We start from the raw sequence: 23,422 nt of genomic DNA on the forward strand, positions 1-23,422 counted from the left end.
AATAAATCGATAAGTGCCATTTTAAAGCGTTACTGTGAGTGGCTGATGTAAGCGACTTAAGCGCGGCTCTTTTGCAGAATCAATGTGGCTTTTAAACCGCCCATTTTACTCTCTGATAGTTCAAGCTGACCGCGGTAACTGTGCGCCATTTCACTGACAATGTTTAAGCCCAAACCGGAACCCGGCGTCGTTTCATCCAGTCGGTAACCACGCTTTATCACTTGGCATAATTGCTCCGCAGGGATCCCGGGGCCGTCGTCTTCAACTATGATATGAATATTGTCTTTATCTAGCGTTGAATGAACACGAATGATGCTATTCGCCCATTTGTAGCCATTTTCCAGTAAGTTACCCACCATCTCATCCAGATCGGTTTTCTCTACCGCAACATTCAAATCAGAATCAAGCTCGTTAATCAGTGTGACGTCACGATGTGAGTAGACCTTGTCAAACGCCATTGATATGGCATCAACACGCTCTGAAGGGTTCGATTTCACCGAAAGGATGTTCATTGAACCCGCCATACGAGCACGACCCAAGTGATAATCGATGTGTTGTTGGATCTGTGTGATTGGTGCGTTCAAGCGTTCTTGTTCTTCAGGTGTGAAGTTTTGCACTTCGTTTTTTAAAACCGAAAGTGGTGTTTTTAGCGCGTGAGATAAGTTTCCCGCATGATTTCGTGCACGTTCAAGTAACTCTTGATAGTGAAAGAGCAGAGCATTGAGGTCAGAAATTAAAGGTGAGATTTCTTTAGGGTACTCTTCTTCCAAGCCTTTCTTATTACCTGATTTAAGCTCGGCTAATTCTCTTTGCAGCTTGGTCAGCGGGCTTAAAGACCATGCGATTTGTAGCAAGATAACCGCAAGAACACCGGCAAACAGCAATCCTAAAATGATCCAAAGCTGCCCTGTTAAAGACTGGATTGTGCCTTCAATTGGGTCTTCGTCAATACCGATGATGACATTAATGGGACCATCATAATCTGGCAGATAAAGGGTCTTTTCCAACGTGATCAGTTTTTCATCTCGAGCACCAAAGGCGTCTTTATCTAACCCTTTGTACTCGATTTTCTTATCCCATAGGGAGCGCGAACGCTCTAGGCTTGTGTCCGTCGATGCGCTCCAGTAAAGACCACTGTATGGACGATTAAATCTAGGATCGGAAAGTTGAGTAGGCAGGGTGAGTTGGCCTTTGCTGTCGACTTCGAGTTGGGCGGCAATCTCGTCCATGTAGACATTCAATTGTGATCGAGTGTCATCTACCATGTAGACGTAGACTTGGGTTGGGATTGTCACCCCAGCGGCGAGGATCATCGCTGTGAGCCAAACGACCGCCGCGAGTACTAAGCGACTTTTGATACTCAGCCGCTTAAGAATGTGCATTGGAAGTTTGTTTTTATTCCGCATTCAATTGATACCCGAGTCCACGAACTGTCTTAATGATTTTCGGTGCAATTTTCTTACGAATACGACCGATGAACACTTCGATGGTGTTTGAATCACGGTCAAAATCTTGTTTGTAGATATGCTCTACCAACTCGGTACGAGAAATGACTTTCTCTGGGTTGTGCATAAAGTAGGCGACAACTTTATATTCCAATGCGGTTAAGCTGACCGCTTGTCCTTGCCACAGTACTTTTGAGGAGCGTGTATCTAAACTCAAATCACCAATCTGCATGACAGGAGAGGCGTTACCTGAAGCGCGGCGTAATTGAGCGCGAAGGCGTGCAGTTAGTTCAACCATTTCAAATGGCTTGGTTAGGTAGTCGTCTGCACCAGCATTCAAGCCTTCAACACGCTGAGATAATGTGTCACGGGCACTCAAAATAACAACTGGCGTATTAATGTTTTCGTCTCGAATACCTTTAAGGACCGTTAGACCATCTAGTTTTGGTAAACCTAGATCGAGCACAATCGCATCCCATTCTTCAGAGGTCGCACGGTAAAGCGCGTCGATGCCATCTTGGGAAAGTTCTGGTACCCAGCCATTGTTTTCCAGCGTTTCTAAAATCTGTTCGCCTAGGCGAGGTTCATCTTCGACAACAAGTATTTTCATATTCTTTCTTCTAATTATGTTTGGATATCGATTACTGCGGTTTAAGAGCTTTATTGAAGTTACGTCCTTTTATCTCGAGCATTTCTAGTGTAGCGGCATCGTATTCCACCTTTATCACACTGTCATTGAACAAGATCTTAAGTTCGTAAACCCATTCGTCATCGTCTTCTTCAAGTTCAACTTTAATAATACGCCCATATAAATCATTCTCCACTGCTGCGTACATATCAGAGAACGGGCGGATATAGCCTTTCTGAACGGCGCGGTAGACTTCGTCCTGATCTTCATCGAACTCAATTCGTGTCCCCGGTTTTTCGACGTCACGAACGATAGCGTGACCATCTTTGTCATCATGATGGTCTTTGTGATCGTGGTGATCAGCAAAGCTTGGTGCAGACAATAAAAGCGGAAATATAGCTAGCAGCACGGAAAGTTTGCGCGGAGTGAAGGAGATAGACATGGCAAAGCCTTTTTCAATGAGTTACGACGATTATATCGTGCTGTACATGAACAGAAAGTGAATTAGTGAGCATTCGCTTATCTTAGTTCGTCGTCAAAGATCTTATCGCGTAACTTCCAGAAACGACCTGATTTACGAGCAATCACAAATTGAGGTAAACGGAAACGATGTTGGTTTGCTACCACTTTCGTTGGTGATGCTTCTTCAAATGGACGATGTTTGTCGGCAAGATGAGGACGCACAAACTGGTCTTTAAAAGTTTGTTTCTGTTTTTTGGTATTCAGTGACCAGAACTCATGCACCAATGCATTTCCTTCGCCTTGATAGGTTTCACCAGAGTACGTCACTTTTAGTTGCGACTTACCGTCATTGGACTTAAATACCGACAAATCCATTTCTGTACATTCGAAGATCAGCGCATCTTTCAGGTTTAATGCTTCTTTGAGTTTTTTGTCTGGATCGACAAGGGTGGCATCGCATTCATGACAAATACGCGCCGCAATGTCGTTATCAGCGCCACATTCACCGCAGTATTTCGCTCTAAAGCGATAACCACAGTGTTCACGTTCTCCGGTTTCATCGTCTTCAAAATACCCTTGGCAGCGGCGACCAAAGTGTTCTAGCAAAAAGCCGTTGCTGTCTAACTTACCCCAGAAGTTGTTATTAAAGCCGCAAGCAGGGCAAGGGATGGTGATGATCTCGCTGGTGGAGTCTGGCTTCGGATCACCGACTTCAGGTTGGTATAAATCGTAGCTGTTACCAGCGTAATCCAGTACTAAACATTCCGATTTTCCCTCCGACAGGCGCAAACCACGCCCGACAATCTGTTGATATAGACTGACGGATTCGGTAGGGCGAAGAATCGCGATTAAATCCACATGTGGTGCATCGAAGCCCGTGGTCAGAACGGACACGTTGACCAAGTACTTTATCTCACGATTCTTGAACGATTGAATGATGGCATCACGTTCGGGTGTTGGCGTATCACCAATGACGATGGCGGTTTCGCCTTCTGGCAACAGGCCGTGTATTTCTTGCGCATGGCGAACCGTGGCTGCAAACACCATCACGCCTTTACGTTCTTTGGCGTATTGAATGATTTGTTCAACGATCTGTGGTGTCGCACGTTTAGCTTTGTCGATCACCATGTCCATTTCGGCTTCTTTGTAGCGACCCGTATTGGCTGGCTTTAGCTGCGAGAAGTCATAAGATAAGACGGGGGCGTCCATCATACGAGCAGGTGTTAAGAAGTTTTCATCCAGTAAGTAACGAATAGGGAGCTCGAAGATGCAGTCACGGAAAAAGCGTGACTCTTCAGTTCGAACCTGTCCACGGGTGTGGTACTGGTAAATCCAGCCCATGCCTAAGCGGTATGGGGTCGCGGTTAATCCCAAAACTTTAATGCCAGGGTTAAGCTCTCTTAGATGAGTGATCACTTTTTGATAGCTACTGGTTTTTTCGTCTGGCACGCGATGGCATTCATCAATGACCAGTAAAGAAAACTGGTTCTTGAAAGAATCCAGATTACGCACCACAGATTGCACCGAGGCAAAAACCACTTGCTGATCGGTTTCTTTACGTCCAAGACCTGCTGAGAATATCGATCCTTTTAGACCATACCCTTCGTACTTGGCGTGATTCTGTTCCACCAGCTCTTTTACGTGAGCAAGTACCAACACGCGGCCCTTGGCAAGCCTTGCTAACTCTGCAATGACCAAGCTCTTGCCCGCACCTGTAGGCAGCACAATGACCGCTGGTGTGGAGTGTTTACGAAAATAGTGAATCACCGCTTTTACAGAGTCGGCTTGGTATGGTCGAAGGGTGTACATGAAAATCTGTGAAATTGCTCAACTATTCGAATTAGGATCGCTATAATACCCGACCTTAAACATTAGAGGTATTCATGCGTTTAGATAAATATTTGTGTGATGGACTGGGTGCAACTCGCAAGCAGGCAACGAAGATCATCAAAAGTGGCGAAATAACGGTTGATGGTGAAGTACAAAAGAGTGGTGCATTCAAAGTACCAGAAGGTGGTGTGGTTGAATGGGAAGGGCGCGAAGTTGGTGCTCCTGGTCCTCGTTACATCATGTTGTACAAGCCTGCGGACTTTGTATGTTCGCATGAAGATGGGCACAACCCAACGGCGTTCGTTCTGCTGGATGAGCCAAAGGTAGAAAACTTGCACTTTGCTGGTCGTTTGGATGTCGATACTACCGGTCTTGTGTTGATTACTGACGATGGTCAATGGTCTCACCGTATTACGTCACCAAAACACAAATGTGAGAAGACGTACCGAGTATGGCTAGTGGATGCGATTCAACCTGATTACGTTGAGAAGTTTGCCGAGGGTATTGAGCTACGCAACGAACGTGAGCCAACACTGCCAGCACATCTTGAGATCGTTAACGAAGCCGAAAACGAAGTGTTGCTAACGATTGTGGAAGGCAAATACCACCAAGTGAAACGTATGTTTGCTGCGCTCGGTAACAAGGTTGAACATCTTCACCGTGAGCGTATTGGTTCCATTGTGCTGGATGAAGCACTTGAGCCGGGTGATTACCGTTTCTTAACAGAAGAAGAAGTTGAATCAGTTGTGAAATAACTCAATCTGGTTGGAAATAATCACTGTTCTGGGAAATTGTTTAATTCCTGATAGGAACTAGTCTTTTGATGAGAAATTACTCAGAATGGTGTTTCCTACCAAATCAGTCTTAGTGTCTGAGTAAGACGCTTATTCGCCGCTCGTAAACGCAGGCAGAACTGTATTTAGTCTGAGAAATCCTTTTCTCTTGTTGGTTCTTACTGACGATAAGTACAGACGGTGTTCACGTCACCGCCTCTTCGTTTTAGCTCGGTTACTTTGTCGTTCTGCATACTGATCATGCAGGTTTTAGCGTCGAGTTAGTCAAGACCATCTTGGTATACTTTCGTCTTTTATGATCTTCTCAATAGTAAGGAGACTATGCGCTGTAATTCGTGACTGTTGCGGATTCAGGGTGAGAGAAGCGTCAATCATCTATCTCAATCAATGTGGAATGTTGATGGGAGGACACAACAAGAGGTAAGGCAATGACAGAAAAAGCCCAAAGTGCTCCCCAGTCACAAATCAGTTTTTTATTATTCCTTGTACTCGGTGCAATTGGTGCGTTGACGCCACTTGCTATCGATATGTACCTGCCAGCTATGCCAACCATCGCGAAAGATCTTGGTGTAACCCCAGGTGCGGTACAAATTACGTTAACGGCTTATACGGCAGGCTTTGCGATAGGTCAGTTGATTCATGGTCCGTTAGCGGATAGCTACGGTCGCCGACCTGTACTCATTTTAGGTGTGCTCTTTTTTGGTTTGGCAGCAGTAGTCAGTGCAACCACTAACGGTATCGATGCGCTTACTTATGTGCGTACAGCGCAAGGTTTCGCCGGCGCTGCCGCAGCTGTGATTATCCAAGCGGTTGTGCGTGATATGTTTGACCGTGAAGACTTCGCGCGTGCAATGTCATTCGTCACCTTGGTTATCACGATTGCCCCTTTGGTGGCGCCAATGATTGGTGGTCACCTAGCAATTTGGTTCGGCTGGCGCTCTATCTTCTGGGTACTCGCTATCTTCGCCGTTGTGGTCATTTTGCTTGTGCTGTGGATGATCCCAGAAACACTGAAACCAGAAAATCGTCAGCCACTAAGATTCAGAACCACAATTCGCAACTATGCGCGTTTGTGTTCTAATCCTGAAGCTTTGGGCTTAATGCTTTCAGGTGCGTTCTCGTTCTCAGGTATGTTTGCATTCCTGACGGCGGGCTCGTTTGTTTATATTGATTTATACGGTGTTCGACCTGACCAATTTGGTTATCTATTTGGTTTGAACATCGTAGCGATGATCATCATGACCAGTCTAAATGGCCGCATGGTGAAAAAGGTCGGTTCGCACTTCATGCTGCGTTTCGGCTTAACCGTGCAGTTGATTGCTGGAATCGGTCTGTTCGTCGGCTGGATGCTTGATCTTGGATTGTGGGGCATTGTGCCATTTGTTGTGTTGTTTATTGGGACTTTGTCTACCATTGGTAGTAACTCGATGGCACTGTTGTTAAGTGGTTACCCTACCATGGCTGGTACCGCTTCATCACTTGCTGGTACGTTGCGTTTCGGTACTGGTTCACTGATTGGCGCGCTGGTGGCAGCAATGCCAGGTGGGGCTGCGTGGCCGATGATCATCGTTATGTTTGCTTGTTCAGTGCTGTCTGCACTGTTTTATTGGACTTTAGGAAGAAAGGCGTAATGTCTAATTACACCAAAGAAATTCAAAATTTAGTTAACTCTGCTCTGGAAGACCTGGATCAGGAACATCGCTCAGGAAAATTGGCCAATGCGCCAGTCGCTAATAACCATTACTTGGTTCGCTGGGTATCAAAAGCGCTGAAATCACAACGCTTTGGGCGAACTGTCGGTGATGACCTTACGCGTTGGCAAAAGGCTGGCCGTTCAAAAGGCAACGACGCAGGCTTGATGTTTATCTTCAAACGCATCTCTGCTTTCTACGGGCAGTTCTTTCCAGAAGGGGAAGAGCCTAAAGTAATCAAAGACTCGGACATCGAAGCGTTCTTGGATCTTATGGAGCAGGCTGGTTGGGAAGTCTCAACTTCTGAGCAACTGGTTGGCTGCGGTAAAGTACAAATCTTTACAGAAGGTCAAAACTCTTTAGCCTTGTGTGCAGACCAATGTGAGAGCTGTTTTGATGGTGAGTTGTTAGTCAAACCTATGAGCTGGTTTGTTCGTGGTAACCACGCCGAGTTCGTTGAGAAAGCATCACAGGCGGGTTACATGGTTCATAAGGTTACAGACTATAAATCGATGGTGAAATACCACGGTGAGTACCTTATCTTCCCTGCAAATGAAGGTAATCAGTTGGCGGAGATCCCTCTGAATTTCCAAGCTTAAGAACATCATTTGGAAGGCATCAGGTGATGTATTTTAGTTGGCTCAAGAAACAGCGAACAGTGCTTTTTGAGGTAACTTAGATAACTATATTCACCTGATTTTTTGCATTTTCCATGCTGATGTTAAAAACGATATTTCCAATATATCGAACCGTATAGGCCTTCGTAATTTTGTAGAACTCTTCCCATATTTGCAGCTTCGTTATTGAATAGGTAGTCTTCCTCAGAATAGTCTTCATAGCGGATGTTGAATTCGACACTCTGACTCTCTGATACCTCGTAGTCTCCAGAAACCTCAAAACGGTATGATGTTGACTGGTTGTCTGGATATTGATATCCATCGTTTGACGGCGACGATTCCCCTTTACCTTGGTGATAACTGTAATCAAATGATAGTGATAATTTGTCTTCAAGAAGTTGATCTTTGCTGATACCGAAGCCGACAGTGGTGATATCGTCTCTTTGTTTTATCGTGTAACGATCCCATCCAACAACACTTGAATTAGCGAGTTGCTGCTCTGAACGAATGGTCTGCTGATTGTAAAAAACATGCCCGCTAATCCCATCAGAAAGATAGAAGTTGATACTGAGATCATAGCCGTAGTCGTCTCCCTCGCTCAAGCCAATATCTGGTTTAGGGTAGTCGTCATCTGCGTACCAAGCTTCTGCGATGAGTTGTATATTGTCGTTGATGTCGTAGTAACCATCACCTCGTATTTCTAGACGTTGCCTGTCTGCTAAGTAGTACTGTCTCAGATTAGGGGCATCATCGCCTGTTGACTTCCAATCGGAGCCGTCGCGTAGAGAATAAGAAACTCTCCCTCCAACATACCATGGCGCTTCTGGTCTATATTGTGAGCCGAGTGAAAAACGATGTTCATTGGTTTGTTTTCTATCGGCATATTCGCGCTTATCCTGTTTATAGCTATAGCCCGCCGTTATATTGATATCGCTATTTAAATGGTGAGCAAGTTTGCCTTCTAGTTTTGTTTTGCTTCGATCGTATTCTTCACGTGTTACGCCAATAAGTGTGTTTTTATCTGATTTGTCATCTTTGTCCACATAATCTACCGATAAAGCAAATGTACTTTGTCGTGAGAGCTTGTTGTGATAATCCGCGCTTAAATGTAAGGCGTTTACCTTACCGTTAAATGTATCCGAATTGACGGGAGATTGAGGGAAAGGATTGAGTCCCCCTTCTGAAGAGCTTTGAGACCACAGAACTCGACCACTTACGGTATGTTGGTCTAGTCGATAGTTACCAGACGCGCTTAATTGATGGAAGTCGTTATCAGGTTCAAATGCGATGTGATTAGCATACGGATTGTTGGCACTACCGTAATAGAGTGCTGCTTTTTCATTGCGAAAGAATGATCCGCGATAGGCTACATCAACAAGCCAATCATCTTTGATGTAGCTAATACCCACATTTGTGTTCAGTGTTTCATTGTCGATGGTTTTAGGGATGAAGCCAGGTGCATTGAAAAGATTTGGAACGGTTGGTGAATACAATAATAGATCGCCTTCTTTGCGTTCATGTTTCATTGATGCATAAGGTTGCCAAGACGTATGTGGTGTATATTTGAGTTCCAGTTTGAGAGTTTTACGTGTTACTTCATTTTTATACTCAGATAGGTCACCCGATGTGAGTGCGTCGTTAGTATCGTGATATGCGCTTAATGACGAGCGATTCCAAAAGTAGGGTGTTTCACGGTAGCTAGTCTGAAGCTGCAAACCGTCGAACTGACCAATTTCCCATTGAAGTAAAAAACGCTGTAAACCGAGATCTTCTGCCATCACTCGCTGGAAGAACCCCTCATCTTTGTACTGCGTCATATCGACATTTAGGCTGCCATTAAAATGTTTGTTGTCATTTGCAGCACCATATATAGGTGGGTTCCAATTATAGAATCGAGAGGAGCCACCATTGTCGAGGTAGCCCAAACCAATGCTAACATTACCTTCCCAATCCCCAACGCTGGCGCACTCAGTGCACTGCCAACGACTGGTGTCAGCAGGCTTACTGTTTTGAAGTGAGTAGTCACTGGCTTGTACTTGCAGGGGAAGAACTAAACAAATGGCTATATAGAGTTGCTTCCGTTTCATGCTTTCCTCCTAATAGCTTAGCGTCTGGCCACGTGGGTGGTTGGAGCCATGTACTTGGTTGTGGCAATTCATGCAGCTTCCGCCACGCCCTCTAAGGTCATTGTTTGGTATAGAGACGTTTGCATGAGGTACTCGGTGGCACTCCTGACACAGCATTGGCAATCGTTTGTTAAGCAGTGCTTTATTAATCGACCCGTGCGGTTTATGGCAGGCAGTGCAGTCTTCGGAAACAGGCTCATGCTCCCACAAAAATGGTCCACGTTTTTCCGCGTGACATTCGTAACAAGAGTCGTTGATAGAGGGCCATTTCAAGCTATATTCATTGATTGTTTGATGAGGGTTGTGACAGCTTGAGCATGTCATGACGCCATCAATGATGGGGTGGCTAGTACGTTTGTGAATATCTGACTTCGTTTTTACATGGCAGTTGGTGCACTTTTCTGCTTGCAGATCAGCAACCATCATTGGATCTTCTTTTTGATGCAATTGGTGGCAACTAGAACAGGACAGACCTTCGAAAGCATGCTCACTGCTATGCCACGTTGTGCGCTCAGCTTCTTGGTGGCAGGATAAACACACACTATTTTGCTTGTCCGCAGGGGTAGGAGAGTCCGGGCCAAATGTAATCATGGGTTCACGAGGCTGTCCTTTACGTGGGTTTCGTGCGTGGTTGTTTTCGGGGCCATGGCATGCTTCACACTGTTTGTCACCCATAGGGCCATGGATGTTGGCAGATTTTCCATGTATGTTGTCAAAAATACCTGTGGCGGGTTTATCTGAGGCATCGTCATGGCAACGTAAACAGCCATCAGCGCCACGGCGAGAGTATTTTCCTTCGGAAAACTTCTTATCCAATATCTGTTCAATATCTTCTTGAGTTAATGTATCGACTTCAGATTTGCCTGTCTCATTTGCATACCCGGTAAAGGCTAATCCAATGCAAAATATGCCAGTTAAAAACCACCGCTGAATCGTTGTTTTCATAAGAATTCCTTTCCTCATTTTTAATCATTCTTGATTATCAATGCTTTAACTAACGGTAGTCGTAAACACTATGAACGATATCAACTCCTTGTGATTGTCCAATAGCATGGCATGTTGAACATTGCTCTGTTCCCGTCGCTTCAGACGCGGTATCTGCTCCCCAAATCGCACCATGATTTAGCATGTGGTTGAGGGCTGCATCACCGGCGATATTATTGGGATCAGCGTTTGCCAGCGAGGATTCAAGGTGGCACGCACCACAAGTCACTAGTGCGGGACTAAAGTATTTCCCACTGGCTAATGATGGACGAGTGTTGACCTGGCTAGGTAAGTTGTATTGCGACTTGCTATGGCACGCTTCGCAATTGTTTAATGCTCCTGGGTATTGAATTCTATCTGTACGTCTTGAGCCGAAGGCATGGAAAGAATGCACATGGTATTTTAGGTCTGCTGCCATACCAGGATAAAATGCAGAACGCTCTGAGTTGTGACAGTTCTTACATTGCTGAAAATCCGTAGCAGCATGAGGGTGTTGACCGAGTCGATGAACTGACAGTTCTTTGTGACAGTCGTTACACAAAGTTATCTCCGCCCCAGTTGGTAGGCGATGTTGTTGTTCGGTTCCTGAAATATCGAAAGACGCAGAGGTATTACTCGAGGAAATAACAAAAGGTGAATTGATGAGATCGATTCCTTCGAAGGTATGACAATCTGCGAGTTCACCCGTTTTTCTTTCTGCGCAAAGTGGTGCATCAGCAAGGTTTACGGTGAGCAGCGATGTAGCATTTGGTTGTAGAAGTGAGCTTGCAAAATCCTTATGACAAAGAAATGATCCCTCGCCTTGGGCAATACAACCATCACCTGTTTGGCCATCACCAGCAAGATTTAAGCTGTTGTACGCTAGTACAGGGCCGCTGCCATTATCCCAATTAAGTAATAGGCTTATGTGCCCAGGTTCGTTGATGTAAGGGGATAGTTCTGCAATTGATGCGACGCCTACGCCACTTTTTGAAATGTTGAGCTCAATCTCAAAATGATTGTCGCTAAAGCTAGCCCTTTTCACATCGATCACTAAGGAATCTCGGGCGGTAGCGAGGTTATCTAAACGAGTAAGGTGAACGGTTTTTGCGCTACGACTGGCATCTTCGCCAATAATTGGATTGCCATCTTCGTCTCTTTCATAGGGACGGTGGCAGCCAGAGCAAGTATTTTGTGGTTCGCCATTGCGCAACCATACGTTACCAACTTGATTATCATGAGCCCCACGATCGCGATATAAATGGCAGGTTTCACAGGCCATTTGCGTTGGATGCTCAAACCAATTGTTGGCATCGGATGCTTGGGTGGTATCTGCTGAATGACAAGTCGTGCAGTTGCGAGCATCTTGAGGGAATGAATTACCTTCGACAACTAAACTACTAATGTCAGTGACCAGCATATTGTTTTCGTCGACCGGTTGTTTGTATGTGGTGATGTCGCCTCTATCGCTGCCGAGCTTAAAAACGTTGCCATGATACTGATGAACAATCGCAGCTAACGGGCGTCGGGCAGGAGCAGCTCCGGGATTGCTGTCATTGTGGCAAGCTGTACACACCGCAATATTGTTGTCAATGGAACGGTAGCCTGGACCATGGAAGAGAGGTTCGGCCATATGACAGCTTTCGCATTTTCCTTCTTCAATGACATTTCGTGAAATCGATGCTTCCTGGCTCCCATCAGGTATCCACTCATAGGTATGAGTAAAACCAAGTTCTTTGTCACCATAGGCCATCACAATTCGGTGCAACTTATCGTCATCCCATGCAATGTAACCATCGTTATCGGCTGAGTCACTAGGGTAGGGGTCTTCAACTTTTAACAGATCTGCAATAGAGAATGTGTATCGATATCCACCTTCCATTTCCTGCAAACTACCTTCCCAAATATTTTCCATTCTGGCGCGATTATTTGGGGCGCTGCTCGAATGATGGAAGCTTTTCCAATAGGTGTTGCCATGTCGTCCATTAAAGCTAAAAGCGGGATCGTTTGTGTCTTCGGTGTCTTTGCGAGGTGGCATTGCTTTTAATAAAGCGATGCGAAAATCTTTTGCTTCATCAAGAGCATAAAGTTCCCCGTTCCCATCATAAACTGAAAACTCAATCGCAAGCTTTGTTTCCCCACTATCAAGGGTAACTAGGGTAGGGCGTTGAATAGTAACTTGAAAATTACCCAAGTTAGGAGGAGGAGTATTTTGGTCATTTTTGCTGTTTGGCCCACACGCAATGAGCAGCGTTGTTAGGATTACGATAATGATCGGCTTTAGACAGTCCATAGTCCCTCTCGATTCTTCCTTAAAGTAAGTGGGATTGTGATTGTAATGAGAATACAACCTACTGATCGGTTTATTATTTATGCCGAATTTAAGCTTCTATTTCCAAGCATTTCGAGGTTACTGTGGTATATATTCATGTGCTTTTAAGAAATAGAAATCAACTGATCTGGTAAAAGTATAGACGGAAAGGAAAATATGAAAGGAATAATACACAATTTTTGTGGGTGTAAATCTATTTTAGATTTTAATTGATATTTAAAACATAGACTTAAATATAGTCTTCTTTTATTGTAGATGTTAAGAAAACAAAAATAATAGACATTTCGGCGTTGCAGATAATACTTACCAGTAATAGAGAGCGCTAGTTTCGCACTAGTTGATGAGTGAGTTTTGCTGAGCACCTACTCTAAAGACGCGGGTTGTACACTGTGTAAAGCTTACTCGTGCTACTTGATATGTACTGTCAACTCGGGTGTTTGGCCAAGTGAATATAGGCTTCTATGTTATTTTCAATAACTTCCTAATCTATAAATAAAAATATAGATAGGCTAATTCTTTTCCTGAAATGGATGGAGGATTGAATTAATGGTTTTCTTTTCAAAGATGACTTCAAACATATTGACAGCATCAACTTTAAATTTGATGTTTATTTCTCTATGTTTTGCGTCCGCAGAAAAATTAATTGCTAAGAATCAGTGTGAATCTTGCCATGGTCCAAAAGGGGTGAGTTCTAATACTAATATTCCTTCTATTGCGGGGATACCAGAGTTTAATCAAATCGATCAAATGTTGAGATACTTAGAGGGAAGGCCTGCAGCTACGGTTCATTACGTTTATGGAGATACAAGTCAAAAAGGCGATATGGTTAGTATTGTTGAATCCTTGAGTGAAAGCCAGATAGAGCAAATTGCTAAGTATTACTCTGAAATCGACTTTGTCCGAGCGGAACAACCATTTGATGAGGTGCTTGCTGCAAAAGGGAAAGCAATTCATCAAAAAGGGTGTGAGAGTTGCCACACAGAAGGAGGGAGTGATCCATTTGATGAAGCATCTATCTTAGCCGGTCAACAAAAAGGTTATCTCCTAACAACGTTACAACAATTTAATCAAGGTAAGCGTTCAGTAGATAAGAAAATGGACGAGGCGATTAAGGGTTTGAGTGCGGACGACTTACTTGCTCTTAGTGAATATTATGCGAGCTTTCGTTAAGTAGACTTGGAGTTTTTGGGCATGAGCTTATGGCAAAAACCTAACAAGAAGTGGATGTTCGGAATACCCATTGGTGGGCTATTAGCCTTTGTTATCGGCGCTATCGCAGTGGTGAGTTTCCACGTCGGTATGGAATATACCAATAGCAACACTTTTTGTTATCAGTGTCATGTTGGAATGGATACGATTGTTGAGGAATATCAACAATCATCCCACTTCAAAAACTCCAAGGGTGTAGTTGCAGCCACTTGTAGCGATTGCCATGTGCCAAGAGAGTTTCTGGCGAAGATAGAGCTTAAAATTCGTGCAACTGCTGATATCTATCATAAGTGGAAGGGAGATATTACCCTTGAAAACTTTGAACAAGAGCACCGGCCTCGCTTAGCGAAGGCGGTCACTGAAGAGTTTGTTAGCAACAAATCAAGGCAATGCCGCTACTGTCATGCTATTGAGCAGATGGACTTTGAAGAACAAGGTCGCACCGTCGCTCGAAGACACCAGATGATGGAAAGTAGAGGTCAATCTTGCATAGATTGTCACGCAGGAATTGCGCACAAACTTCCTATTCAAGATTAGCTGAGTTTTCGGCTTCCTTTACAATGGCCTTGACCATGCCTTTAAAGATGAACAAGTGCGCTGGCATCATCGCAAACCAATAGAGTAGCCCGAGGAAGCCTTCTGGGTGCCACCATGCAGTGATATCAAACTCTCTCTCATCACCCTCGTCTCTAATTGTAATTTCTAATCGGCCCAGTCCTGGACCTTTCATACCGAAAAATAGCGAGAGGAACTGGTTTTCTTCACAGCGAATGACTTTCCACGAGTCAATGAAATCACCCACTTTTAGTTTCGGCCCCTCAGGTGAAACCCGAATAGGTTTGCCACCACCAAAGAAAATATCTAGCCATTCTCGCGTCCGCCAAAGAATGTTGGCAAAGTAATAGCCTTTCTCTGGACTGCCTATTTTTTGAGTTACTTTCCATAGTGACTCTGCTGAGGCTTTTGTTTTAATGCTTGCCCCTGCTTGTTTGGGATAATAGCCGTAGCCCGGTTGCCAACGTTTAAGTGCTGCGGGTTCGAAGCCCCACACATTACTACGGACGAAAGTCCCCTCAGTTGCAATAGTTGCCGAGACAGATTGCTGGTAGCTAATGAGTTTTTGTGGAAAGCGTTCTTGAATCGCTTTGGTATCTGCAATGTAATCGTGTTCTAAACCTGCGAGTAGTGCTTTACCAATATTGGCAGGAACAGATGTGACTAATGCGAGCCAGTGAGATGCCATTTTAGGTGTTAATAATGGTGTCGACCAAAGGCGATATGGTTTTTTTGTGATGTTACAAATGACTTCAAATTGCTCACGGTAACTTAATGTATCAGGGCCACCAACCTCGTAGATCTCGCTCGCGGTCGGTTGAGCTTGTGCTAATTCAAGCAAGTAGTGATTGAGATTGGGTAGCGCAATTGGATTGGCTTTGGAGTCTACCCATTTAGGCGCAATCAGAATTGGCAGGTTATAGACGAAGTCGCGCATGATCTCGAATGCTGCTGAGCCGGGTCCAATTATCACGCCGGCTCGAAGCTCTGTAACGGGTACACCTGCTTGGCGAATAATCTTACCTGTCGCTTTACGTGCTGCTAGGTGCTGAGAGTTACCAGTTTGCGGTTGAATCGCACTTAAGTAAATAACGTGCTGGATACGGCTTCGCTCAAGTGCTTGCTTGAAGTTCTCAGCGAGGCTTAATTCATATTCAACAAAGTCATGTCCTTGCGCCATTCCATGCACTAGGAAAAAGGCCAGATCAAAGTCATTGACCACTTCTAAGGTAAGCTCTATGTCGGCAAGATCAAGATAGATCAAGTTAAGGTTTGGGTGAGCTTCAACTCTAGAACTCAAGTAGTCAATATGGCGGGCTGCTGCAGTGACATGATGTCCTTGAGCAAGTAGTAAAGGGATAAGCTGTGAGCCAACATAACCGGATGCGCCTAGTACCAAAATCTTTTTCATCTAAAGCCCTTTAATTTGCTGGTGGAATAATCACCGCTAGGTATAATCATGGAATACTTTTCCCCTTCTATCAATAAGTTGTGAGTGGTTTATCGTGACGTTCTTATCTCAAGTTATGACTCATGCTGATAAAGCATTCTTACGCCGTCTAGTCGCCATCGCATTGCCAATCACGTTACAGAGCATAATGTTTTCCAGTCGAGGTTTGGTCGATGTCCTAATGTTGGGGCAACTGGGTGAAGCTGAGATTGCTGCTGTCGGCGTAGCGGCACGTGCCACATTTGTCACTACGATTATGCTTGTGGGTGTTACAACTGGTGGGGCGCTGCTCACCGCGCAGTATTGGGGAGCGGGAAATAAAGAGGGAGTAAGACAAAGTACATCTTTAACTTGGCTCATTTCCATGGTTTTTGCTGCTTTTACGGTTTTGCTATTTGTCACTTTTCCTGAAGCCATTATGGGCTTAACGACTGACTCCCAAGAGGTAATAAGTCTAGGGGCCGAGTACTTAGTTATTACATCGGTAAGCATGTTTGCGGTTGCTTGTGTGGCAAGTATGGCTGTCGGTCTACGCGCTATGCATCAACCTGGTACCAGTACCTTCTTTAGTGGTATTGGCATCGCTTCCAATATCTTTCTGAACTGGGTGCTGATCTTTGGCCATTTAGGCATGCCAGCGCTCGGTATAAAAGGTGCAGCCATTGCTACCGTTATCAGCGGAGGAATCGAAGTGGTATTTTTGTTTGGTTACTTGTGGCGTAAAAAACACACTATTGCGTTTGGCTTGAGTGACCTTGTCGCGATTCTGGTGGTTGATAAGATCATACGCTTTCTTAAGCTTTCTCTACCGACAACGTTTAATTTCCTTGCTTGGGCCGGTGGACTTTTTGCTTATCATGCCATTATGGGGCAAGCAGGTGTTCAGGGCTTGGCGGCACTTTCGGTGATGACACCTGTTGAATCCATAGCGTTGGCTATGATGATAGGTATGTCTAATGCTGCAGCAGTACTTGTTGGGAATCAGTTGGGGGCTAAGAATTTTGAGCCTGTTTACTATCAAGCTTGGGCGACCGTCGTTCTTAACTTGTTGATTGCTATTGTTGTTGCTATCGCCCTTCTGATTGCTAATCACCTAATTTTGGACGCGTTCAGTGCTTTGACTGTAGAAACTAGGAAGTTGGCTGAGCAATTTTTGTTAATCCTAGCGTTTGGTGTCATACTCCGTTCTATTCCGATGATGGCGATTGTGGGGGTATTGCGAGCGGGTGGAGATGTTAAGTTCTGCCTCTACCAAGACCTTGTAGCACAATGGCTTATAAGCATTCCTTTGGCTGCATTTGTGGCTATCAAATTAGGACTAGAGCCCCAATGGGTGTATTTGTTTTTCTTAACTGAAGAGGTCGTCAAGTGGGCAGGATCGCTTATGCGGATGACCAGTAAAAAATGGATGAAAAATTTGATCGAATCATGATGTTTAGGTGAGTAATTGGTTGTATTTAGATATCCAAAATGTGATCGAGGAATCAAAATACTTCCTACCAACAAGATTTTAGTGTAGATTCGGAACCCAAATTTTCATACCACCATTCGAGCGGCAAAATCAATGTTGAAACTGTCAGACCTATGCAAAGGCTATGTAGACGGGGGAGAATTTCATCCTGTTTTACAAGGGGCAGAATTAACATTACAGCAGGGCGAGCAAGTTGCATTAATGGGAGAAAGTGGCTCAGGTAAAAGTACACTTTTGAACTTAATCGCAGGCCTTGATACAGCTGACTCAGGCGAGATCGCCTTTCCTAATTTCGCTATGCATGATGCCCCTGAGCATTTGCGTACGCTATATCGTCGCAATAACATCGGTAACATATTTCAACAGTTCAACTTGTTACCGACGTTAAATATTGCAGACAACATCCGTTTTTGTCGTCAACTGAAAGGTTTGCCTGAAGATAAAGGCCTGTGGCGTCAGATTCTTTCGGCTCTAGACCTAATGCCACTTTTAGGCCGCTACCCTGAAGAAGTATCTGGTGGTCAGCAACAACGTGCAGCCATTGCTAGAGCTTTATATATGGAACCAAAGCTATTACTTGCTGATGAACCTACGGGGAGCTTGGATGAGCGTAATGCAGAGGCGGTAATGCGTTTGTTGACCTCTTTGGCTCGTCAATTAGAGTGCACGCTGCTATTGGTAACCCATAGTGAGAAAGTAGCTGAACATATGGAAGGTCGAATTCGCCTGCAAGGGGGACAGTTGCATGTTATGGCCCGTAGTTAAGGCACTACTTGGTCACTACCGCCGCTATCCTTTACAAATTATCTTAGTTTGGCTTGGGCTTACACTAGGTGTATCCCTTTTGGTTGGTGTTACCTCAATAAACCAGCATGCTCGACAAAGCTACGAAACAGGTGAAAAGCTATTTTCTAATCCATTACCTTATCGTATCCGCACCAAACACTCAGCAAACAAAATTCCTCAAGGATTTTATATTCAACTCCGTCGCGCGGGTTTTAACCAGTGTGCCCCGTTTGATGTTCTTCATTTAGATACACAATCAGATCTCAGTTTAATGCTTGTTGGTATTGACCCCGTCGCTATGTTGCCATTGCGCCAAGGCAAATCTTTGGGTGATTTACCTATGCTGAGTCTGATGAAACCTCCTTATCCAATACTGGTTAGTCAAGATTTAGCGGCACATATGCAATGGCAAACTGGTGACTTTATCCGCTTGAATGATGGCAGTAAATTAGGGCCAATCAAAGTTGATACCGATCAGTTGTTATCAGGGACGCGTCTAGTCACGGACATATCCTTGTTACGTATGCTCAAACGTAGCTCAGGCTTATCCGCAATCGCTTGTGGCGAAATGCCAGAGGAAAAAGTAAACGCGCTCAAGAATATGCTGCCTAATGGAATGACGTTGGTTCGTAACAGTCGTTCTGAGCTTGAATCTTTGACCAAAGCATTTCATATGAACTTAACTGCGATGGGAATGCTGTCATTTTTAGTTGGCTTATTCATTTTCTATCAAGCCATGTCGTTGTCTTTTATCCAGAGGCAACGTTTGGTTGGCATCCTACGTCAGACTGGTGTCAACGGCATCCAGTTAGCTCAAGCGTTACTTCTGGAGTTAACCATCCTTGTTCTCGTAGCTTGGGGGTGTGGTAATTTCTTTGGACTGATTCTGGCGAATGAACTCATTCCAGCGGTGTCAGCAAGCTTGAGCGATCTTTATGATGCTAACGTTGGCTTGAGCATTGGTTGGTCGTGGGAGTCGAGCCTATACAGCTTGGCTATGGCTTCGGTGGGGGCGTTAATATCCTGTTTATGGCCACTTATCCGCTTGTTGAAATCTCAGCCAATTAGACTTTCATCTCGTTTATCTTTGATGCGATTTGCTGGTAGAGAGTTCTCTTGGCAAGCTTTCGCTGCATGTGCATTCTGCGTTGCTGCTGTCGCGGTATACCAAGCTCCAAAAACGCAGGAGTCTGGCTTCACCATTATTGCCCTCATGCTAATTAGCGTGGCGCTATTTACGCCATTTTTGATGTGGCACATGTTCCAAAGTTTTTCTTATTCTTTGCGTTGGGTACGAGTTCGTTGGTTCTTTGCTGATGCTGCAGCTAGCATGAGCTACAGAGGTGTCGCTACGATGGCATTTATGTTGGCGCTAGCAGCGAACATTGGCGTGGAAACTATGGTTGGTAGTTTTAGAGATACTACTGATAAATGGCTAAACCAACGACTTGCAGCGGACATCTACATTTACCCGACCAATAACTCAGCAGCAAGAATGAGCTCATGGCTACAAGAGCAGCCAGAAGTCGACGCGGTATGGTGGCGTTGGGAAAAAGATTTGCCGACCGATCGTGGAGCCCTGCAAGTGGTGAGTACTGGTTCATCGGAAGGTGAGTTGGATTCACTTACTGTAAAACTAGGTGTACCAAATTATTGGTACCACTTACATCACTCGAAAAGTTTGATGGTGAGTGAATCCATGGCACTAAAGTTAGGGATTCGTCCTGGTGACTATATTGATTTGGCTAAGCCTTTAGGTGGTGGGTGGCAAGTCGTAGGTATTTACTATGACTATGGCAACCCTTACAACCAGGTAATGGTCTCGCATCGTAATTGGCTGTATGCGTTTGCAGGTACTGGTAACGTCGCATTAGGCGTGTTACTACAAGATAACGTTAAGAGTGAAGGGCTGAAGCGCCGATTAGAAAATGTATTCCGTCTTTCCCAAGATCGAATCTTTGACAACAACAATATTTATAATCAAGCAATGAGGGTATTTGATCATACTTTCGCGATTGCCGATACGTTGGGTAACATTACTTTGATTATTGCGGTGTTTGGCTTGTTCTTTGCTACCTTAGCTGGTGAGTTATCAAGGCAGCGGCATTTCTCATTACTACGCTGCATGGGGGTTTCTGGTAAGGAGCTCGTAGCGCTCGGAGGAATGCAGTTGTTTGTCTTTGGTGCTATCTCTGCCATTATCGCAGTGCCACTAGGGCTCGCCCTTGCTCATTTGATCGTTGATATCATTATTAAACAATCGTTTGGTTGGTCACTGGAGCTTCAATTGATCCCTTGGGAATACGCACAAACCATTGGCTGGGCGATGATTGCAATTATTGCCGCCGGTGCTTTACCTGTAATCCGAATGATTAAGAGTACGCCAATGAAGTCGCTAAGGGATGCATTGTGATGAAAGAGCAAAATCAAAATCGCACCCGTTCTATTACTCTATTAGTGCTTGTTGCTACGATATTCGCTTTGGGCTTTTTTGTATATATGACCTACTGGGCGGTAGCAACGGCGACTGAGGACAATGAACTTAACGCGATGCTGAAGAGAGAAGACAAAACGATCTTCGAGCCAGTACTACCAGACGAACATGTATCACTTCCTAAAGATTTTCGCTTTCACCCTGAATATCAACATGAATGGTGGAACTATTTTGCTCGGCTGCAAGATAAGCATGGTACTGTTTACAATGTTCAGTGGAGCTACTTTAGAGTTGCGACCGATGAGCGGGAAATGAGGGGGTGGCAAAGCCCACAGCTTTATATTTCTCATATTGTTGTTAGTCGGGGTAATAAGGTCTGGCGAGAGCAGCGCGTCGCGCGAGGTGGTATTGGTCAAGCTGGTATGACTAATCACCCTTTCCGGTTATGGATTGATAACTGGAACTGGCGTTCTTTGGGCTCGACGCCTTTCCCTGGCAAACTAGATGTATCTACCGATACGTTTGGCATTGAACTTAATACCACCACAAGTGGACCATTTGTTCTTAATGGTGAGCGAGGATTCCAAGTTAAACATGCGCTGCAATCCGTTGCCTCGTTTAGCTTTAGCGCACCATTTTTAAATGTAAAGGGAACATTAAACCTCAATGGCAAAGATATAGCTGTTTCGGGCGATGCATGGACCCAAAAAGAGTGGGGAAGTGGTCTGATCGGAGACGGACAGCAAGGTTGGGATTGGTTTATTTTTAACTTGGATGATGGTAGGGCTTTAACAGTAAGTCGTTATCGTCACAACGGGCAGTTGCCACATTTGTTTGGTACGCTATCTACTCGGTCCGGTAAAGTGGTTAATTTGACCGAAAATGACTTTACCATTACGCCTCTTCAAGTCACAGGCTTATCCAATGGCAGGCGTTTACCCCTACAATGGATCATCAACGTACCCAAATATGGCATTAACCTGACTACAAGAATTACAAAGTCTGATATGTGGTTACCATTTGTGATTCCCTACTGGGAAGGGCCGACCCTAGCATCTGGATCCAATGAAGCTTGGGGATTTATGCAGTTGACGGGATACTAGTTTCTGAAAAAAAGCCACCTATATGGTGGTTTTTTTGTGTCAGAAACACATAGTTTTCATCAAGAAACAGCTTGCGAATCACGAAAATGACTACGATATTTAACTAAGTTAATAGTAATCTATGGAATAACAAGTTTGGATATCAGGCAGGCATGGAAGTAATAACTGAAGAGCATACTTAAGAAAAAAACGATGTATCGTATAGTTAACTTCGGAAATTTCGAGGTTTATACTCTGAACAAGCGATTATTCCTAAATTTTCGATAGCTATACACTCTAACCATTCTTTGTTAATCGTTTATTAAGATAATAAATATAAGGGCGAAACCATGAACGATGTCATTCGTGACTTTTTCAAAATGGAATCCGCAGGCGGTATCCTTCTTGTGATTGCAGCAGCAATCGCTATGACTATTGCAAACTCACCGCTTGGTGAAAGTTATCAAGCAATGCTGCATACTTATGTATTTGGTATGTCAGTTTCTCACTGGATTAACGATGGTCTGATGGCCGTGTTCTTCCTATTAATCGGTCTTGAAGTAAAGCGCGAACTACTTGAAGGCGCGCTTAAGTCTAAAGAAACCGCGATCTTCCCTGCAATTGCAGCGGTAGGCGGTATGTTGGCACCAGCACTTATCTACGTTGCTTTCAATGCAGGTGATGCAGAAGCTATTTCTGGCTGGGCAATCCCAGCCGCAACAGACATTGCATTCGCTCTTGGTATCATGGCGCTTCTTGGCAAGCGTGTGCCAATCAGCTTGAAGGTCTTCCTTCTAGCTTTGGCTATCATTGATGATCTTGGTGTAGTTGTTATCATCGCACTGTTTTACACCGGTGACCTATCAACAATGGCGCTTATTGTCGGCTTTATCATGACGGGTGTTCTGTTCATGCTGAATGCGAAAGAAGTGACCAAGCTAACGCCATACATGATTGTTGGTGCGATCCTTTGGTTTGCGGTACTAAAATCAGGTGTGCACGCAACGCTAGCTGGTGTAGTGATCGGCTTTGCTATCCCACTCAAAGGCAAGAAGGGTGAGCATTCTCCACTGAAACACATGGAGCACGCACTTCACCCATACGTAGCGTTCGGTATCCTTCCTCTATTTGCTTTTGCAAACGCAGGTATCTCGCTAGAAGGCGTATCGATGTCAGGTCTGACTTCTATGCTACCTCTAGGTATTGCACTGGGTCTGTTGGTTGGTAAGCCACTGGGTATCTTCACATTTAGTTGGGCTGCAGTGAAGTTAGGTATCGCGAAACTACCTCAAGGTGTTAACTTCGTACATATCTTTGCCGTGTCAGTATTGTGCGGAATCGGTTTCACCATGTCGATTTTCATCTCTTCACTTGCGTTTGGTAACGTAAGCCCAGAGTTTGATACATATGCTCGATTGGGTATCTTGATGGGCTCAACCACAGCTGCAGTAATTGGCTATGCATTATTACACTTCTCGCTACCAAAGAAGGCTGCAGAAGAAGTGACCGCTGAAAAAGCATAGTCGTAAGTATCTAAAATAACGAAG

The 23,422-nt window shown here is 44.6% G+C and carries 18 protein-coding genes; 10 read left to right on the top strand and 8 right to left on the bottom strand.

What is annotated here, in order from left to right:
* Positions 1 to 56: 56 nt before the first annotated feature.
* The 4 genes from ACTS60_RS22360 to ACTS60_RS22375 form a co-directional block, all read right to left on the bottom strand.
* On the bottom strand, positions 57 to 1,406 hold the full coding sequence (locus tag ACTS60_RS22360; RefSeq protein ID WP_440890031.1) for an ATP-binding protein: 1,350 nt from the start codon (positions 1,404 to 1,406) through the stop codon (positions 57 to 59).
* Positions 1,396 to 2,055 (bottom strand): response regulator transcription factor, encoded by a 660-nt coding sequence (locus ACTS60_RS22365; protein WP_005442273.1) that lies wholly within the window; start codon positions 2,053 to 2,055, stop codon positions 1,396 to 1,398. Before ACTS60_RS22365 ends, ACTS60_RS22360 begins: the two co-directional genes overlap by 11 nt.
* A gap of 31 nt (positions 2,056 to 2,086) precedes the next feature.
* Positions 2,087 to 2,515, bottom strand: a complete 429-nt coding sequence (locus ACTS60_RS22370; RefSeq protein WP_038886169.1) for a PepSY domain-containing protein — start codon at positions 2,513 to 2,515, stop codon at positions 2,087 to 2,089.
* A 77-nt stretch (positions 2,516 to 2,592) separates the two neighbouring features.
* The gene (locus ACTS60_RS22375; RefSeq protein ID WP_440890032.1) at positions 2,593 to 4,344 is read right to left on the bottom strand and encodes a DEAD/DEAH box helicase; all 1,752 of its coding nucleotides are present in this window, start codon (positions 4,342 to 4,344) and stop codon (positions 2,593 to 2,595) included.
* A 74-nt stretch (positions 4,345 to 4,418) separates the two neighbouring features.
* On the opposite strand from ACTS60_RS22375, the gene rsuA reads away from it, so the two are divergent.
* The 3 genes from rsuA (at position 4,419) to ACTS60_RS22390 (ending at position 7,449) form a co-directional block, all read left to right on the top strand.
* A complete protein-coding gene (rsuA, locus tag ACTS60_RS22380; RefSeq protein ID WP_005529225.1) occupies positions 4,419 to 5,120 on the top strand; it encodes a 16S rRNA pseudouridine(516) synthase RsuA in 702 nt (233 codons plus the stop codon).
* Between the two features lie 467 nt (positions 5,121 to 5,587).
* Entirely contained in the window at positions 5,588 to 6,790 is a 1,203-nt protein-coding gene (locus tag ACTS60_RS22385) for a Bcr/CflA family multidrug efflux MFS transporter (RefSeq protein WP_440890033.1), read from the top strand.
* Positions 6,790 to 7,449 (top strand): DUF2913 family protein, encoded by a 660-nt coding sequence (locus ACTS60_RS22390; protein ID WP_440890034.1) that lies wholly within the window; start codon positions 6,790 to 6,792, stop codon positions 7,447 to 7,449. Before ACTS60_RS22385 ends, ACTS60_RS22390 begins: the two co-directional genes overlap by 1 nt.
* Before the next feature lie 122 nt (positions 7,450 to 7,571).
* On the opposite strand, the gene ACTS60_RS22395 is transcribed toward ACTS60_RS22390, so the two are convergent.
* Genes ACTS60_RS22395 through ACTS60_RS22405 form a run of 3 tightly spaced genes read right to left on the bottom strand, consistent with a single transcriptional unit; the run spans position 7,572 to position 12,849 of the window.
* Complete coding sequence (locus ACTS60_RS22395) at positions 7,572 to 9,554, bottom strand: MtrB/PioB family decaheme-associated outer membrane protein (protein ID WP_440890035.1); 1,983 nt, start codon at positions 9,552 to 9,554, stop codon at positions 7,572 to 7,574.
* Positions 9,555 to 9,563: 9 nt separating this feature from the next.
* Complete coding sequence (locus ACTS60_RS22400; RefSeq protein WP_440890036.1) at positions 9,564 to 10,538, bottom strand: DmsE family decaheme c-type cytochrome; 975 nt, start codon at positions 10,536 to 10,538, stop codon at positions 9,564 to 9,566.
* 49 nt (positions 10,539 to 10,587) lie between these two features.
* A complete protein-coding gene (locus tag ACTS60_RS22405) occupies positions 10,588 to 12,849 on the bottom strand; it encodes an OmcA/MtrC family decaheme c-type cytochrome (protein WP_440890037.1) in 2,262 nt (753 codons plus the stop codon).
* A gap of 585 nt (positions 12,850 to 13,434) precedes the next feature.
* Here ACTS60_RS22405 and ACTS60_RS22410 point away from each other — a divergent pair.
* Both ACTS60_RS22410 and ACTS60_RS22415 read left to right on the top strand, forming a co-directional pair.
* Positions 13,435 to 14,058 (top strand): cytochrome c-553, encoded by a 624-nt coding sequence (locus ACTS60_RS22410; protein ID WP_440890038.1) that lies wholly within the window; start codon positions 13,435 to 13,437, stop codon positions 14,056 to 14,058.
* 21 nt (positions 14,059 to 14,079) lie between these two features.
* Positions 14,080 to 14,634 (top strand): NapC/NirT family cytochrome c, encoded by a 555-nt coding sequence (locus ACTS60_RS22415; RefSeq protein ID WP_440890039.1) that lies wholly within the window; start codon positions 14,080 to 14,082, stop codon positions 14,632 to 14,634.
* Here the strand turns inward: ACTS60_RS22415 and ACTS60_RS22420 are convergent.
* Positions 14,621 to 16,063 (bottom strand): DUF2867 domain-containing protein, encoded by a 1,443-nt coding sequence (locus ACTS60_RS22420; protein ID WP_440890040.1) that lies wholly within the window; start codon positions 16,061 to 16,063, stop codon positions 14,621 to 14,623. The genes ACTS60_RS22415 and ACTS60_RS22420 overlap by 14 nt on opposite strands.
* 94 nt (positions 16,064 to 16,157) lie before the next feature.
* Here ACTS60_RS22420 and ACTS60_RS22425 point away from each other — a divergent pair, with 94 nt between their 5' ends.
* From ACTS60_RS22425 to nhaA, 5 genes are all read left to right on the top strand, one after another.
* Positions 16,158 to 17,534, top strand: coding sequence for an MATE family efflux transporter (locus ACTS60_RS22425; RefSeq protein WP_440890041.1), 1,377 nt, complete (start codon positions 16,158 to 16,160; stop codon positions 17,532 to 17,534).
* 132 nt (positions 17,535 to 17,666) lie between these two features.
* Entirely contained in the window at positions 17,667 to 18,338 is a 672-nt protein-coding gene (locus tag ACTS60_RS22430) for an ABC transporter ATP-binding protein (RefSeq protein WP_440890042.1), read from the top strand.
* Positions 18,319 to 20,772: an ABC transporter permease gene (locus tag ACTS60_RS22435; protein ID WP_440890043.1), complete on the top strand. Its 2,454-nt coding sequence runs from the start codon at positions 18,319 to 18,321 to the stop codon at positions 20,770 to 20,772. Before ACTS60_RS22430 ends, ACTS60_RS22435 begins: the two co-directional genes overlap by 20 nt.
* Entirely contained in the window at positions 20,772 to 21,896 is a 1,125-nt protein-coding gene (locus tag ACTS60_RS22440) for a lipocalin-like domain-containing protein (RefSeq protein WP_440890044.1), read from the top strand. The genes ACTS60_RS22435 and ACTS60_RS22440 overlap by 1 nt, the downstream gene beginning before the upstream one ends.
* Positions 21,897 to 22,225: 329 nt before the next feature.
* Positions 22,226 to 23,398 (top strand): Na+/H+ antiporter NhaA, encoded by a 1,173-nt coding sequence (gene nhaA / locus ACTS60_RS22445; RefSeq protein ID WP_440890045.1) that lies wholly within the window; start codon positions 22,226 to 22,228, stop codon positions 23,396 to 23,398.
* The last annotated feature ends 24 nt before the right edge of the window (positions 23,399 to 23,422 follow it).

Origin of the sequence: Vibrio sp. WZ-1, assembly GCF_052037695.1 — a bacterium.
GTDB lineage: Bacteria > Pseudomonadota > Gammaproteobacteria > Enterobacterales > Vibrionaceae > Vibrio.

Excerpts from the sequence above, each read along its gene's own strand:
- ACTS60_RS22430 (WP_440890042.1), top strand. The coding sequence starts at position 17,667 with ATGTTGAAACTGTCAGACCTATGCAAAGGCTATGTAGACGGGGGAGAA.
- ACTS60_RS22415 (WP_440890039.1), top strand. The coding sequence starts at position 14,080 with ATGAGCTTATGGCAAAAACCTAACAAGAAGTGGATGTTCGGAATACCC.
- ACTS60_RS22365 (WP_005442273.1), bottom strand. The coding sequence starts at position 2,055 with ATGAAAATACTTGTTGTCGAAGATGAACCTCGCCTAGGCGAACAGATT.
- nhaA (WP_440890045.1), top strand. The coding sequence starts at position 22,226 with ATGAACGATGTCATTCGTGACTTTTTCAAAATGGAATCCGCAGGCGGT.
- ACTS60_RS22390 (WP_440890034.1), top strand. The coding sequence starts at position 6,790 with ATGTCTAATTACACCAAAGAAATTCAAAATTTAGTTAACTCTGCTCTG.
- ACTS60_RS22370 (WP_038886169.1), bottom strand. The coding sequence starts at position 2,515 with ATGTCTATCTCCTTCACTCCGCGCAAACTTTCCGTGCTGCTAGCTATA.
- rsuA (WP_005529225.1), top strand. The coding sequence starts at position 4,419 with ATGCGTTTAGATAAATATTTGTGTGATGGACTGGGTGCAACTCGCAAG.
- ACTS60_RS22440 (WP_440890044.1), top strand. The coding sequence starts at position 20,772 with ATGAAAGAGCAAAATCAAAATCGCACCCGTTCTATTACTCTATTAGTG.
- ACTS60_RS22410 (WP_440890038.1), top strand. The coding sequence starts at position 13,435 with ATGGTTTTCTTTTCAAAGATGACTTCAAACATATTGACAGCATCAACT.
- ACTS60_RS22385 (WP_440890033.1), top strand. The coding sequence starts at position 5,588 with ATGACAGAAAAAGCCCAAAGTGCTCCCCAGTCACAAATCAGTTTTTTA.
- ACTS60_RS22360 (WP_440890031.1), bottom strand. The coding sequence starts at position 1,406 with ATGCGGAATAAAAACAAACTTCCAATGCACATTCTTAAGCGGCTGAGT.
- ACTS60_RS22420 (WP_440890040.1), bottom strand. The coding sequence starts at position 16,063 with ATGAAAAAGATTTTGGTACTAGGCGCATCCGGTTATGTTGGCTCACAG.
- ACTS60_RS22375 (WP_440890032.1), bottom strand. The coding sequence starts at position 4,344 with ATGTACACCCTTCGACCATACCAAGCCGACTCTGTAAAAGCGGTGATT.
- ACTS60_RS22435 (WP_440890043.1), top strand. The coding sequence starts at position 18,319 with ATGTTATGGCCCGTAGTTAAGGCACTACTTGGTCACTACCGCCGCTAT.
- ACTS60_RS22405 (WP_440890037.1), bottom strand. The coding sequence starts at position 12,849 with ATGGACTGTCTAAAGCCGATCATTATCGTAATCCTAACAACGCTGCTC.
- ACTS60_RS22400 (WP_440890036.1), bottom strand. The coding sequence starts at position 10,538 with ATGAAAACAACGATTCAGCGGTGGTTTTTAACTGGCATATTTTGCATT.
- ACTS60_RS22395 (WP_440890035.1), bottom strand. The coding sequence starts at position 9,554 with ATGAAACGGAAGCAACTCTATATAGCCATTTGTTTAGTTCTTCCCCTG.